General features: G+C 54.2%; 15 protein-coding genes. 3 read left to right on the forward strand and 12 right to left on the reverse strand.

The window, feature by feature from the left end; all coding sequences use genetic code 11:
* Positions 1–376: 376 nt before the first annotated feature.
* Together nrdD and nrdG are read left to right on the forward strand one after the other, a co-directional pair.
* Entirely contained in the window at positions 377–2,515 is a 2,139-nt protein-coding gene (nrdD, locus tag HV314_RS22075) for an anaerobic ribonucleoside-triphosphate reductase (protein ID WP_016151477.1), read from the forward strand.
* A gap of 175 nt (positions 2,516–2,690) precedes the next feature.
* Positions 2,691–3,155 (forward strand): anaerobic ribonucleoside-triphosphate reductase-activating protein, encoded by a 465-nt coding sequence (nrdG, locus tag HV314_RS22080; protein WP_016151476.1) that lies wholly within the window; start codon positions 2,691–2,693, stop codon positions 3,153–3,155.
* A gap of 32 nt (positions 3,156–3,187) precedes the next feature.
* On the opposite strand, the gene HV314_RS22085 is transcribed toward nrdG, so the two are convergent.
* The 11 genes from HV314_RS22085 to pmbA all read right to left on the reverse strand — a co-directional run bounded on the left by HV314_RS22085 (position 3,188) and on the right by pmbA (position 12,709).
* Positions 3,188–5,101: a BglG family transcription antiterminator gene (locus tag HV314_RS22085; RefSeq protein WP_181546735.1), complete on the reverse strand. Its 1,914-nt coding sequence runs from the start codon at positions 5,099–5,101 to the stop codon at positions 3,188–3,190.
* Between the two features lie 21 nt (positions 5,102–5,122).
* Positions 5,123–5,863, reverse strand: coding sequence for a 2-dehydro-3-deoxy-phosphogluconate aldolase (gene dagF / locus HV314_RS22090; RefSeq protein WP_181546737.1), 741 nt, complete (start codon positions 5,861–5,863; stop codon positions 5,123–5,125).
* A complete protein-coding gene (locus HV314_RS22095; protein ID WP_181546739.1) occupies positions 5,860–6,978 on the reverse strand; it encodes a DgaE family pyridoxal phosphate-dependent ammonia lyase in 1,119 nt (372 codons plus the stop codon). Before HV314_RS22095 ends, dagF begins: the two co-directional genes overlap by 4 nt.
* Positions 6,962–8,095: an amidohydrolase/deacetylase family metallohydrolase gene (locus HV314_RS22100; protein ID WP_181546740.1), complete on the reverse strand. Its 1,134-nt coding sequence runs from the start codon at positions 8,093–8,095 to the stop codon at positions 6,962–6,964. Before HV314_RS22100 ends, HV314_RS22095 begins: the two co-directional genes overlap by 17 nt.
* A 58-nt stretch (positions 8,096–8,153) precedes the next feature.
* Positions 8,154–8,798, reverse strand: a complete 645-nt coding sequence (locus HV314_RS22105) for a DUF4310 family protein (protein WP_003830379.1) — start codon at positions 8,796–8,798, stop codon at positions 8,154–8,156.
* A gap of 11 nt (positions 8,799–8,809) precedes the next feature.
* Complete coding sequence (locus HV314_RS22110; RefSeq protein ID WP_005134210.1) at positions 8,810–9,586, reverse strand: DUF4311 domain-containing protein; 777 nt, start codon at positions 9,584–9,586, stop codon at positions 8,810–8,812.
* 22 nt (positions 9,587–9,608) lie between these two features.
* Positions 9,609–9,908 (reverse strand): DUF4312 family protein, encoded by a 300-nt coding sequence (locus tag HV314_RS22115; protein ID WP_016151468.1) that lies wholly within the window; start codon positions 9,906–9,908, stop codon positions 9,609–9,611.
* Between the two features lie 2 nt (positions 9,909–9,910).
* A complete protein-coding gene (locus HV314_RS22120; protein ID WP_003830384.1) occupies positions 9,911–10,273 on the reverse strand; it encodes an SFCGS family glycine-rich protein in 363 nt (120 codons plus the stop codon).
* A gap of 10 nt (positions 10,274–10,283) precedes the next feature.
* Positions 10,284–10,592, reverse strand: coding sequence for a PRD domain-containing protein (locus HV314_RS22125; protein WP_016151467.1), 309 nt, complete (start codon positions 10,590–10,592; stop codon positions 10,284–10,286).
* A 330-nt stretch (positions 10,593–10,922) separates the two neighbouring features.
* A complete protein-coding gene (gene cybC, locus HV314_RS22130; protein WP_016155540.1) occupies positions 10,923–11,309 on the reverse strand; it encodes a cytochrome b562 in 387 nt (128 codons plus the stop codon).
* A 47-nt stretch (positions 11,310–11,356) separates the two neighbouring features.
* Entirely contained in the window at positions 11,357–12,709 is a 1,353-nt protein-coding gene (gene pmbA / locus HV314_RS22135) for a metalloprotease PmbA (RefSeq protein WP_003830385.1), read from the reverse strand.
* A gap of 95 nt (positions 12,710–12,804) precedes the next feature.
* Between pmbA and yjgA the strand changes: the two genes are divergently transcribed.
* Positions 12,805–13,356, forward strand: a complete 552-nt coding sequence (gene yjgA, locus HV314_RS22140; protein WP_016151465.1) for a ribosome biogenesis factor YjgA — start codon at positions 12,805–12,807, stop codon at positions 13,354–13,356.
* Positions 13,357–13,419: 63 nt separating this feature from the next.
* Here yjgA and HV314_RS22145 read toward each other — a convergent pair whose 3' ends face one another.
* Complete coding sequence (locus tag HV314_RS22145; protein WP_181546743.1) at positions 13,420–14,775, reverse strand: PTS sugar transporter subunit IIC; 1,356 nt, start codon at positions 14,773–14,775, stop codon at positions 13,420–13,422.
* Between the last annotated feature and the right edge of the window lie 5 nt (positions 14,776–14,780).

Raw genomic sequence — 14,780 nt, forward strand, 5'->3', positions numbered from 1 at the left:
GCTGCCGGGCTTTGATGCATACGCTCAGCTTACCTTTCTGTTTTTGTTGAATAATTAATCAGAATTTTCTGCCCACAATTTACAATCGGCTGTAGTGCCCGTCATCTGTACGCTCCGATTTTTACTTTGCGCTACATCAAATAAATCGTAAACATCCTTGATGCAAATCACTACATATAGAACTTAAAATGCACGCCGACCCAATATGTTGTATTAATCGACTACAATTGCTACAACTACAGTGCACCGCTTCACGGTGGAATTGTGGATAAAGTGGGTCAGGATTGCGGGAAGTCATTGGCAATAGAGATGAATAAAGCCCTGATGGCCTCCCCAACCTCTGTGGATAACCTGTTCTTATAAATATGGAGTGATCATGACACCGCATGTGATGAAACGAGATGGCTGTAAAGTGCCGTTTAAATCAGAGCGCATCAAAGAAGCCATTCTGCGTGCAGCTAAAGCAGCGGGAGTCGATGACGCAGATTACTGTGCCACCGTCGCAGAAGTCGTTAGTAGCCAGATGAATGAGCGCAGCAAGGTCGATATCAACGAGATCCAGACAGCGGTAGAAAACCAGTTAATGTCTGGCCCGTACAAACAACTCGCCCGTGCGTACATCGAATATCGCCACGACCGTGATATCCAGCGTGAAAAACGTGGCCGTCTGAACCAGGAAATTCGTGGTCTGGTTGAGCAAACCAACTCTGCTCTGCTGAATGAAAATGCCAACAAAGACAGCAAAGTGATCCCAACCCAGCGCGACCTGCTGGCCGGTATCGTTGCCAAACACTATGCGCGTCAGCACCTGCTGCCGCGTGATGTCGTCCAGGCGCACGAGCGTGGTGATATTCACTATCACGATCTCGACTACTCTCCGTTCTTCCCAATGTTTAACTGCATGCTGATCGACCTGAAAGGCATGCTGACGCAGGGCTTTAAGATGGGTAACGCGGAGATTGAACCGCCAAAATCCATCTCTACCGCGACCGCCGTCACCGCGCAAATTATCGCGCAGGTCGCCAGCCATATTTATGGCGGCACCACCATTAACCGTATTGATGAAGTTCTCGCGCCGTTCGTTACCGAGAGCTTTAATAAACATCGTAAAACCGCTGAAGAGTGGCAGATCCCGGACGCCGACGGTTATGCCCATTCCCGTACCGAGAAAGAGTGCTACGACGCATTCCAGTCTCTCGAGTATGAAGTGAACACCCTGCATACCGCCAACGGTCAGACGCCGTTCGTGACCTTTGGTTTTGGCTTGGGAACCAGCTGGGAATCGCGTTTGATCCAGCAGTCCATTCTGCGTAACCGTATTGCCGGCTTGGGTAAAAACCGTAAAACCGCAGTGTTCCCGAAACTGGTGTTCGCGATTCGTGACGGTCTGAACCACAAGTTTGGCGATCCGAACTACGACATCAAACAGCTGGCACTGGAGTGCGCGAGCAAGCGTATGTATCCGGACATCCTGAACTACGATCAGGTGGTCAAAGTGACCGGCTCGTTCAAAACGCCAATGGGCTGTCGCAGCTTCCTCGGCGTGTGGGAAAACGAGAACGGCGAACAGATTCACGACGGGCGTAACAACCTCGGCGTTATCAGCCTTAACCTGCCGCGTATCGCGCTGGAAGCACATGGCGATGAAGCCACCTTCTGGAAACTGCTCGACGATCGTCTGGTGCTGGCGCGTAAAGCGCTGATGACCCGCATTGCGCGCCTGGAAGGCGTGAAGGCCCGCGTGGCGCCCATTCTGTATATGGAAGGGGCCTGCGGCGTGCGTCTGAAAGCGGACGATGACGTGTCAGAAATCTTTAAAAATGGTCGCGCATCCATCTCTCTGGGCTACATCGGTATTCACGAAACCATCAATGCGCTGTTTGGCGACAAGCATGTGTATGACAGTGAGCAGCTGCGCGCCAAAGGTATCGCCATTGTGGAACGCCTGCGCCAAGCGGTCGATCAGTGGAAAGACGAAACTGGCTACGGCTTTAGCCTGTACAGCACGCCAAGTGAAAACCTGTGCGACCGTTTCTGCCGTCTGGATACCGCCGAATTTGGCGTGGTCCCAGGCGTGACCGACAAAGGCTACTACACCAACAGCTTCCACCTCGACGTGGAGAAGAAGGTTAACCCGTACGACAAGATCGATTTCGAAGCGCCGTACCCGCCGCTGGCAAGCGGGGGCTTCATTTGCTACGGCGAATACCCGAATATTCAGCACAACCTGAAAGCGCTGGAAGACGTCTGGGATTACAGCTATCAGCACGTGCCGTATTACGGGACCAACACGCCAATCGATGAATGCTACGAGTGCGGCTTTACTGGTGAGTTTGAGTGCACCAGCAAAGGCTTTACCTGCCCGAAATGTGGTAACCACGACGCCGCGCGCGTATCGGTCACCCGCCGCGTCTGCGGTTACTTAGGCAGCCCGGACGCTCGTCCGTTTAACGCCGGTAAGCAGGAAGAAGTGAAGCGCCGCGTTAAGCATTTAGGGAACGGGCAGATCGGTTAATTTAGACGATTTTATTGCCCGGCGATGCGACGCTTTTCGGGCCATTATTTCCGCAACGCAATTCACGTCATAGCAAGGCAGCAAATGAGTAAGTCCCGGGGAGCTTACATAAGTAAGTGACTCGGGCGCACGAACGCAGCTATGGCGCGAATTGATAAACGGATGAGAAGCGCAAATGAATTACCATCAGTATTACCCTGTCGACATCGTTAACGGTCCCGGAACCCGCTGCACGCTGTTTGTTTCCGGATGCGTGCATGAATGCCCCGGTTGCTATAACAAAAGCACCTGGCGGCTCAATTCCGGCCAGCCGTTTAGCAAAGAGATGGAAGACAAGATCATTGCCGATCTGAACGACACGCGTATTCACCGTCAGGGGATCTCGCTCTCCGGCGGCGATCCGCTGCATCCACAAAACGTGCCGGATATTCTGCAACTGGTGCAGCGCATTCGCGCTGAGTGTCCGGGAAAAGACATCTGGGTGTGGACCGGCTACAAGCTCGATGAACTCGATGCCGCGCAAATGCAGGTTGTCGATCTCATCAACGTGCTGGTCGATGGCAAATACGTGCAGGATCTTAAAGACCCGGCGCTAATCTGGCGCGGCAGCAGTAATCAGGTTGTACATCACTTGCGTTAATTTCCGGCAGTAGAGGTTCTGTTTTCCGCCCCTCAAAAACGGCTCACACACTCCATTGCAACCGTTTTGAACTCGCTGAAATTCCGGCACGCGCAGAGCCGCGTCATCGCGCGCTCGCGCAGGAAGGTGACGAAAATATCGTAGATCGCCATCGCTTCTTCGTATTCGCTTTTGCTGATGGCGAGCAGGAAGATCACATGCGCCGTTTCATCCCCCCAGGCGATACCCCGCGGGGCGAGGATGGTGTAGACCACCGTTTTCTTTGCCAGCAGACCGAGGGCGTGCGGCAGGGCAATGCTGTCACCCAGCATGGTGCTGACGATGGCCTCACGTTCAACCACCGAATCAAGAAACTCCGCATCGACAAAGCCTTCATCCTGCAACTGGCGACATAAAACGTTGAACAACGTTTGTTGATCCATTGGCTCGTCGATCACACGAAAATGGGCAGCATCGAAGAATTTGTTCAACATCCACGGACGGGTTCTGTCGACCAGCACCAATTTGCCAATTTGCTCCAGTTGATAATCGGTAGGGAACGGTGCAATCATCACCACAGGCTTATCTTTTTCACCAATCCGCGCGGTAGAGATTACGAAATCTTCGCTGATGCTTTCCCGCTGTTCGTAGTCGCGTAGCGTCACGGTATCGACGATTTCTATCTGCGGATACTTACGCGCCAGCACCGCCTCAATCATCCGCACCATCGCATTTCCAGCATCGCATACCAGCAGAACTTTCGGTTGCCTCTGGTAACCGATGTTGTAACTACGCTCCAGCCCGACGCCAATATGCAGCACAAGGAAGCCAATCTCATTTTCACTGATGGTGTACGGCGTATATTTTCCCCATCCCGAGATGGCGGCCAGCGTCATGTCCCACGCCATCGGGTAGTGCTGTTTAATATTTTCCAGTAGCGGATTGGGGATCATTATCTGGTAACGCACCCGGGTGATCATCGTCTTAATATGCGTCAGCAGGTCAGCATGTAACTGTTTGTCATTCAACAGGTTGTAGTTGTACTGACTGTTGATAAATCGCAGGATGTAATTGACCAGCGCTTCGTCATCATCCGCATTGATGGCGCTGGGGGCGATCTCTTGTACCTGGCGGGCGGCGATATGCACCTGCAGCCAGTTCTCTTCGGAAACGGTAAGCGGTTTATCCGCCAGTCGGTGCAATACCGCTGCGATTTCCCGCGTGGCCAGGCACACCGATTGCTCGGCTTCTTCTGCGGCAAACTCCGGGAGGGGATACCCTTCGCTAATCCGCCGTACCGCCACCGCGCAGTACAACCGCAAAAACAGCTCACCCTCATCGGTCAGGCGAATGTGAAAACGGGCAAAAATATCCTGCAAAACAGGTTGTAGCTGTTCAGGGATCCCGGCATTTAGTGCCTCTTGCGTCACTAGCGGGTGCTGTGGATCCTGCTGTGCCAGCGTCCATAGCAGATCGGTCAAACAGGCGCGGATCGCCATCTCGCTGCCAAACAGCTTCATACCGTGACGGGGGCGCGTTTCCAGCGTCAGATGATAACGTTGCAGATGCTCGCGCACCTCAGCCATATCGTTTTGCAGCGTCGCGCGGCTGATAAACCATTCATCAGCCAAATCCTCCAGCTTCAGCGAAAAGGCCGACGTCAGAAAACGAACCACCAGCCAGTGCACCCGCTCCTGGCTGGTGCGAGGGATGCGCAGCAACGCGTCTGGTCGCTGCGTTTGCAGGGCATGATAACGTACCGGGTCGTCAACTTTGAGTTGATAACCGTTACCCCGGCTGAGGACAAACTGCGCGCCGTACTGGCTGAGCAGCGCGTTTAGCGCGGTGATATCCGCTCGTACGGTGCGTGTGGAAACCGACAACCGCTGCGCCAGCTCGTCCTGTGGAAGCGCTTCGTTTTGCAGCATGCCAAACAGCTGCGCTAAACGTTGGTTGGGGAATCGCACGTCAGTTTCCTCATCAGTCAGTTAGCCTACGCAGGCCCGGGTCATCGCCATCAGCTGGCGCACGTCGTCCGGTCGGGTGTTACCACTCACCTTATCAATAATCGAACTATAGATGTGAGGAATGATTTTGCTCACTCCGGCATCCAGGGCGATCTGCAAAATTTCAGTGAAATTATCCAGATCGATACCGCCAGTTGGCTCCAGCCAGAAGTCATGGCGGGCGCAGGCCTGGGCAACTGCAATGTATTCCTCACGGCACTTCAGGCCGCCCATTGGGAAGTATTTAATCGAGCTCCCCCCCATGTCTTTGAGCAACGCAATCGCGGTTTCTACCGGCACAATGCCGTCCGGCATCTGGCTGCTCAGCGGACCGGTGGAGATTTTCACCCTGCCCGGTGTGCCAGTTGGCGAGACCAGACCGTTGACCACCGTCTCCTGCTGACCCAGCAGCGCGCGGCTGGTCGCCACGCCGGTAAAGACCTGATTAACATGCTGTGGCTGCACCTGACGGGAGATTTCACTGACCATCGCCGACTGGTTGGGATCGCCCGCCCCCAGCCCCACGGAGAGGGCATTGTCGATAAGCGCTGCGTATTCACGCATATCCGCGACCGCGCTTGCGACATCCGGGTAATTTTTTGACAACACACCGACCAGCACGTGTCCTTCCGCCGCCGCGTAAATATCCCGGGCATTTTCTTTGGAGCCCGCCAGCACGTTCAGGCAGACGCGGTCGCGATAAAAGTTAGGGGTCAGTTTCATGCTTTTTTCTCCTGCAAAATCACTTCACCAATTCGACGGGCCACAATCTCCAGTTGCGCGCGATCCACGCTGCGCACATCGGCTTCGATAATGCCTTCGTTAGCTTTGTAACCACGGAAGTAAATCGCGTACTCTCCCTGTTTGAGCGCGTCGACCAGTTCACCTGTGGCGATGCCGGTTGCCGCTTCGTCAAACTTAATTTCCGTGCGCGCGATGTCGCGCCCTGCACTGTCCCACACCACGCGGGCGCTTACGCCGTGAAGCTGGTTTAACGCATTAATGAACGGCGTCATTTTCTCGACCATCTCCGCGCCGCTCTCTTTCTGCGCGTTCAGATACAGTTCGATGGCGCAGGTCAGGCCAAGAATCCCCTCTTTGCCCACCTTCATCGCCCGGCCAATCCCCGCGGTCTGGCGCTTCACCCACTCAACGTATTGGGTTTTGCCAATCACCAGGCCGCTGGTTGGCCCTTCAATCGCCTTCGCACCGCTATAAATCACCAGATCCGCACCAACCCGGTAGTAGCACTGCAAATCCTCTTCCGCTGCCGCATCCACGATTAGCGACAGATTATGCGTACGCGCCACCACCGCAGCCTGTTCCACGTTGAGCATGCTTTTCTGGACGCAGTGGTGAGATTTGATATACAGAATGGCCGCCGTGCGTGGCGTAATGGCCGCCGCCAGCTGAGCGGCGGAACATTCGTTGGCATAACCCGCTTCCACTAGCTTGCCGCCGCCGAGCGCCACCATGGTGCCAACCGGAGCGCCAAAGTTGACGTTGTGGCCTCTGGGCAGCACGATTTCGTTGTTCTCGATCGGCGCGACGTGCAGGTTCTCCAGCAGCCAGTCGCTGTCCTTAACCAGCACTCCAGCCACTGACAGGGCGATTCCGGCCGAAGCGCAGGAGACGACGGTTGCCCCTTCCACCTCCAGCAATTTCGCAATGTAGTCACCGGTCTTATTGACAAGGTCTTTCATCTCAAAATATTGATTCATCCCCGCCATTGCGGCCTGAACCACTTCTGGTCGTGGCGTAGAAACGCCGAGCGCCGTCATGCGGCCTGAGGTGTTAATCACCTGTTTTAAATTGTATTTCTCAAAAATCGAAGGCATGTTCCGCGCTCCCTTGTTCGGTCATATAGCCCTTGCCCGCACGTATTGCGGCAAGCGGCACCAGCAGTTGTTCAGCCTGCAGGCTGTCGTTTTCTGCATCTACCAGCACGGTTGGCTGGCGCTTAAGCGTAAAGAGGGTTAAATCGGCATCCAGACCAACCTGCAGCCGCCCTTTCTGTTTCAGGCGCAGACCATCGGCGGCATTGGCAGTAACGCACTCAATGACCTGCGGGAGCGACATCCCAATGGCGAGAAATTTCGACATCACATTCGCCAGGGAATACACCGGGCCGCTGATACGGTTGCGACAATAAATATCGGAGCTGATGGTGTGCGGCAAAATCCCCAGACCGATAGCGCGTTTTGCCACCGCAAAGCTCAGGCTGGCGGTGCCATGCCCAACGTCCAGACGCACACCGCGTGAAATCGCCCGCGTCACTGACGCCCGCAGCTCGCCTTGCGGCGTCAGAATGCGGTTCGGCTTACCGTTGTAGCAGTGGGTAATGATGTCGCCCGCGGTCAGGCGTTCGGCGATCTCATCCAGATCCGGCGGATTGTTGCCGATGTGCACCATCAGCGGCAGGTCTCCGTTCTGCGCTTGCATCGCTTTGGCGCGCTCCAGCGGCGTAATGCCGTTTTCACCGACCACGCTGCTGCTCATGCGCGCCTTCAGGCCGACGATAAAATCAGGATGGCGCTTCACCGCCTGTCGCACCGCATCAGCGTCAATGTTGGCCATATTAGCCAGCTCGTTCTGGGCGATAAGCCCAACGCGGGAAATATTCAGCAGCGCATACACTTCGGTGGTCGCTTCCCGGGTCAGGGTATAAAAATCATCGATATCATCCGCCCCGGTACTGCCCGCATCCACCACCGTAGTAACGCCGGTAGCTATACCGACGCTGTCCGGCTGGTCGTGATAAATCGGGGATTTCGGGTAGCAGTGAACGTGGGAATCAATCCAACCTGCGCTGACGTAGTACTCGCCGCCCAGTTCGATGGTTTTCAGCGCCGGGCCAGCAACGTCGCCCAACGCTGCAATTTTGCCGTCTTTGAGCGCAATATCGCTCACCGTATCGTCAACGAGGCGCGCACGGCGCAGGTGTAAATCAAACATCGCTCTCTCCTTTGCCGGATGGCGGCGCAACCGCCTCATCCGGCCTACAAATCAACAGTTAGCTAATGGCAATCGGGAAGATGGACCCGAGGATCATCGCCCCAAGGATCGCCCCGCCGGTGATCGGTTTCTGCCACAGGTAAAACAGCAGCGCGCCCGCCAGTGAACCGATGCCGATAGGGATAGACGCCGTCATCGCGCTGAGGATAATCAATGGTCCGAGGAAGCGGCCGGAGGCGTTACCGGCCCCCATCATGACATCCGCACCGTAGGTCGAGTCGCTCTGATTGATGGTGAACTTACGCGCCAGAATAATGATGTAGCCAATCGCCAGACCAATCACCAGACCGGTGACCAGCGACGCTGCGAAGTTGGCAACCGGGAAGATAATACCTGCGCCCAGCAGCAGCGCCGGAACACCTAACCCGACCCCGGTCTGAATAGCCCCGCCAATATCCAGAATCCCCACCAGCGAACCTTCAATGATGCGGGCAAACAGGAAGCTTGCACCAAATGCCGCCACCGCCCCGTAGGAGCCGGTGTCCATTCCCGCCTTCAGCATCGCCACAAAAGCGACTTCGTTAAATGCGCCAATACCGTACAGGTAGTACATGTGCGTTCCGGCAAATACGCCAGAGGAGAGCAGGCCAACGAAGATCGGGAACGACCAGTCAGCGAACCAAAAACCTTTATTCTGTTCCATGATGGCCTCCGTTATTTGCCGCTGAGCGAGTTGTGGATAAGTTCGAGCCAGTTAGGCACGGTCAGATGGAAGGATTCGATCATCTTCATGTCGAAGCCGCGGAAGAAGCCGCTCAGGACAAACAGCGCGACGATAGCCACCATCATCACTTTAGTGACGTGGTTCCAGCCGCTCTCTTCCACGCCTTTACCGATCAGAATGCCAAGGACCAGACCCGGAACGGCGTTGCCCATAATCAGCTGCGCCGCGCCGCCAAAGACGGTGGCCCAGAAGCCTGATTTTTTACCGGCATCGATCGCGGCCAGCCAGAAGATCACTGGCATCACGGTGTTAACCAGCAGGTTAGCCGCAGGCACCAGCACCTTGACGGCGGTCACCTGCAACGCTTCCGGTACGGATGACGCCGTGAGGTTCAGGAAGGTCACGACGATCATCCCGATAACGCCGCAGGCAATCGCCATGCGCTTGGGATCGTGCAGCGTTTCACCGACGTTGCGGTTTTTTACCATCAGCGCAGCAGCGCCCCAGTTGGGGATGATGCGATGGTCGACGTCCTGAGTGAACGCCCCCGCCGCAACGGAGGAAGCCCAGGCGTTAAAGAAGAAGCCCAGGCCGAACGAGAAGTGAGAAGCCGGATCCCCTTCGCAGGAATTCAGTTCTCCCAGAGTACGAAACGCGCCCATCCCTTGAGTGGTAGGCGCATGAAACATGCGTGCAGCCCCAGCGCCGACACCGACGCCAACCAGGCCGCCGATGATGAGCGATTTTATTAATATTATCAGGAACATAATTATGCCTTTTAATAAAGAATCAGCGTTGCGTAACGAAATCCACCTTGTCGAGATTGATGGCAGTCACGTTGACGGTCACGTCCAGCTCCACGCTGAAGGTGCGTCTTTCCCGGCGCAAAAAGAGGAATAAAAATGCCTCTTTGCGCACCGATTCACGCGCTTGAACAACCTGCACATCCTGTGGCTCAATACGCAGTAAGATATGCGGCGACGCTTTCATCACCGCTGCCTGAACGTGGTTCAGGGCATCGGCAAAGGCGCGCGCTTTGGCCTCGCCCTTGCCAGTGACTCTCACCGTGGTGGTGAATTGTTCTTTCATGCTTAAGCGCCGTGTTTCTTTTGCCACGCCTGTACCAGGCGCTCACCGAGTTCTTCTTTGTCCATAAAACCGAACCCCAGCACGTTGCAACCTTCGTTGATGGCAGTGACCCCTTCATCAACCGAGCGCATGCCGTATTTCGCCTTGTAGCCGTATTTGGTCTGCGCGGTAATCGCACCCGCGCCGCCACTGCCGCAAAACGAGATGCCAAAGGTGGCGTTTTCCGCTTTCATCACGTCACCCAGCTTCATATCAGCCGCAACGCCCGGCACCACAACCGCACGGCCGCCCGCTTTCTCAACGCCTGCCGCCACCTTCTGGCCTTTACCCAGACGATCGCCAATCACTACGGTAATCTGTTCCATCTTTTGCTCCTTAAAGGTTGTCTTTCGCGACTTCGAAGTGCACCGACAGCAGCCAGGCCTCTTCCTCAGGAAGATTGCCAAACTCAGCGACCACGTCACGGGCAAGCGCCATTGATTCGGCAGAAATTTCATCAAACAAGCTGGCATCGACTTCTGGTAAGGGTTCACCCGTTACCGAGCGGTGCGCCATGGCGCGAACATGCGACGTCAGCATCTGTTCCTGTACAGCGTTGGGAATAATGTGGCGTTCACGCAGCAAGGCATACACCTGCGCCAGCATGCGGTCGGCCAGTTCCACCGATTCCCCCATGTCATTCATTACAGCTCCGTTATTCACTCGTCTTACCCCACTAGTGGCTCTGAGGTTAACTTAGCGGCGGGGGTTAAAAGTTTGTAGCGAGTTGTTTTCCACTTCGAAGTGGAAAGGGGCGCAGCGATAGTGATCTGTGCCGCAAAAAGGGCCGGGACCACGATTAATCACTGGAAGAATGTGATTGAGATCGCAAGAGTGAGCAGCAAAATGGAAGGAAATGCGAACAATGAATGGACGATAAAAATGAAAAAATGTGATGGGGATAGCGTTTACTTATGGGATGCAGGGGCGCAGCGTCTTATCCGGCCTACGGTTATGCAGGCCGGAAAGAGTAGATTAGCGGAACTTCTTGTGGTTTTCGTTGCGCGTTTTTTTCAGGTCTTCCGCAACGGCTTTCGCCTCTTTGACTTTACCTTCGTTCGCCAGTTTAAGCGCGCCGTCAATCTGACCGATCAGCGTGTCAAAGCCGTGGCGGAAATCTTTCATCTCCGCACTGTCCGGGGATTTGCTCTCCAGCTTCGGTGGCGTTCCCTTTTGAGCATCCAGCGCGGCTGCACGCATTTTGGTCAACGCGTCTTTCAGTTCAGTCGCATTGTCCGTTTTTTCGACGATCTTCAGGTTGTCGTTGAGGATCCCCATGTCATCTTCGAGATCGGCTGCAAACGCAGAAGAACCAAGAACCAGCGTTGAAGCCGCGACGATCGCTAACAGGTGTTTACGCATTGCTCACTTCCTTTTTTATTATTAAAAAATTAACGCCTTAACGAGTATCATTGCCCGGCGATTTTCATCTCCGGTAACAATACCGAACCACACTGAATATTACTGCGCGTTTCAATATCGTTGCCTACGGTCACAATATTGCGCCACATCTCTTTTAAGTTCCCGGCGATGGTAATTTCACTCACCGGATACTGAATTTCGCCGTTTTCGACCCAAAAACCCGCCGCGCCGCGCGAGTAATCGCCGGTAATGCCGCTTACGCCCTGCCCCATCAGCTCGGTAACCACAAGACCTGTGCCCATCTCTTTGAGCAACTGCTCGAAGCTTAGACCCTGTCCCGGAATTCGCCAGTTGTGGATCCCGCCCGCATGACCGGTGCTCTTCAGTCCCAGCTTACGTGCGGAATAGTTGGTCAGCAGCCATTGGGTCAGCACGCCGTCTTTAATAATGTCACGGCGTTCGGTCCGTACGCCTTCGCTGTCGAACGGCGACGACGCCAGCCCTTTCAGCAGGTGCGGATGTTCTTCAATAGTCAGCCATTCCGGCAGAATTTGTTTGCCCAGCGAGTCGAGCAGGAAGGTGGATTTACGGTACACCGAACCACCGGCAATCGCACCGACCAGATGTCCGAACAGCCCAGTCGCCACTTCGTTGGCAAAAATCACCGGCGCTTTCATGGTGGAAAGTTTACGCGGAGAGAGGCGAGATAAGGTGCGGCGAGCACAATCTGCCCCCACCCATTCCGGCGTTTGCAGATCGCCCATCGCCCGGCCAATGGTGTAGGCGTAATCACGCTCCATATCGCCATTTTCTTCCGCGATGACGCAGCTGGAAAGAGAATGACGCGTGGAGCAGTAGCCCTGCAGCATCCCGTGACTGTTACCAAACACTTTGATGCCGTAGTGGCTGTTAAAACTGCCACCCTCGGTATTGGTGATACGCTTATCGGCCTGTAGCGCCGCCTGTTCAGCGCGGGCTGCCAGTTCGATAGCTTCGTCAGGGGAAACTTCCGCCGGGTGGAACAGATCCAAATCGGGCGCATCAAAGGCCAGCAGTTCTTTATCTGCCACGCCCGCGCACGGGTCCGGTGAGGTGTAACGTGCAATATCCAGCGCGGCCTGCACGGTACGTGCAATCGCCTGCGGGCTTAAATCGGTGGACGATGCGCTGCCCTTACGGTTTTGGTGATAAACCGTAATCCCCAGCGCGCCATCGCTATTGAATTCTACGTTCTCCACTTCACCATAACGGGTGCTGACGCTAATACCCGTGGTCTTGCTCACAGCGACTTCCGCGCCATCCGACTTACCTGACGCTAATTCCAGTGCCGTCGAGACCGCTTCTTCCAGAATCTTACGCTGCGCTTCAACTTGTGAGATTACTTTCATCGCAAATGCCATAATGTAGAGAGAGTTTCTCTGAAGTCTAACAGAGAACCGTTTTTCAGTGCGCATCTTAACTGGTAACATTAGCCTCTTTTTTTAAGGAGCCTGACATGACTAAGCAGCCCGAAGACTGGCTCGACGACGTTCCCGGTGATGACATCGAAGACGAAGACGATGAAATTATCTGGGTTAGTAAAAGTGAAATAAAACGTGACGCCGAGGAGTTAAAACACCTGGGTGTGGAACTGGTAAAACTGGGGAAAAACGCGCTGGATAAAATCCCGCTCGACGCGGATTTACGTGCCGCGATTGAGTTGGCCCAGCGTATTAAGATGGAAGGTCGCCGCCGCCAGCTGCAGCTGATTGGCAAAATGTTGCGCCAGCGCGATGTTGATCCTATCCGTCAGGCGCTGGACAAGCTGAAAAACCGTCACAACCAACAGGTTGTACTGTTTCACAAGCTTGAGCAACTGCGCGATCGCCTGATCGCCGAAGGTGATGATGCGGTAGCGGAAGTGCTGAATCTGTGGCCAAACGCCGATCGCCAGCAGCTTCGTTCTCTGGTTCGCAATGCGAAGAAAGAGCAAGAAGGCAACAAGCCGCCGAAATCAGCACGTCAGATTTTCCAGTATCTGCGTGAACTGGCGGAAAACGAAATCTAATCTCTTCGTCTGCAGAAAGTGCCGGATGATGTAAATACTTCATCCGGCCTGGATTCTGTGCTCTTACTGCTGGGGCTGCATTTCGCCCATAGCGTTCTCTGACAGGCTCTCTTCATGCAGATACTGCTTATCTAAAATCTTCACGAACGGTGTATAAATCGCGGTGGCGATAACCAGATTCACGGCCTGTAAAACAATGCCTGAAATCCCGGTGGTGAGGAAACCAGAAATAAAGATCGGCGTTGTCCAGGGAATGGAGATACCAGAGGTGGGGGGAACCCAGCCGAATGCGATAACCACATAAGTAACCGTACACAGCACCATTGGGGTAATGATAAACGGGATAAGCATCAGCGGATTAAGCACGATTGGCAAACCAAAAATAACCGGCTCATTAATGTTAAAAATTGCCGCCGGTGCCGCCAGCCGTGAGAGCTGCTTTAATCGCGTACTTTTGGCAACCATAAAGATGCTAATCAACAGTGCCCCGGTAAAACCCGTACCGCCGGCAATCAAATAGACATCCCTGAACTGCTGAGTAATGATGTTGGTCGCTACCAGCCCGGCCTGAGTTTGCGCCAGGTTCTGCGCACTGAGCGTTTGCCAGATAGGCCCCATTACGGATGTCATGATAGAGTCGCCATGGATCCCAAAGAACCAGAAGAAACTGATCATCATCTCAGCAATCAGTTGCGATAAGAGGGAATTCCCCAGATACAGCAACGGCTGTTGCGATAAGAGGGAATTCCCCAGATACAGCAACGGCTGTTGCAGCATGACGCTGATAAATTTCCCCGGCGTACCAAAAGGCGTGTTCTCAAACAGCACCTTGACGATAATCCAGAACAGTAGCACCAAGAAGATAGGTACCAGCGATTTAAACGACCTGGCAATCTCTGGCGGGACACTCGCAGGCATCTTGATGGTAAAAGCCCTGTTTTCCAGAAACTGAACCACCTTGATGGTGACCACAGTAACGATAATCCCTAAGAACATCGATTCAGAGCTAAAGTCGAGCAGCGCGTAAGCATCGGCGACGATTTCTCCCGATCCTGTCGTAATATGACCAGGCGACATTAAGAAGAAGATCGCCACCGGTAAAATAGCGGAACTTTGGCTGAGATTAAGCTTTTCAACTAACTCCTTTGAGAAGGTGATAATCACCATCAGCGTCATTAATCCGTAGCTGGCGTTAATCCCGTAATTGAGCTTATCCAGCACGCCTTCCCCTAACAGCGAACTCATAAACTCGTGATAGCCGTTAACAGGAAAGTTGGTTAACAATACGAAAAATGAACCGACAATCAAAAAGGGAATCAGGGCAATAAACGCATTTTTTAGTGCGGTCAGGTAGATGTTTGACGAGATTTTCTCGGCCAGTGGCAACATCTTTTGTTCGAGTAAAGAGGTTATGCTCATGCCCG

Origin of the sequence: Citrobacter sp. RHBSTW-00887, from assembly GCF_013728095.1 — a bacterium.
Classification (GTDB): Bacteria; Pseudomonadota; Gammaproteobacteria; order Enterobacterales; family Enterobacteriaceae; genus Citrobacter; species Citrobacter braakii.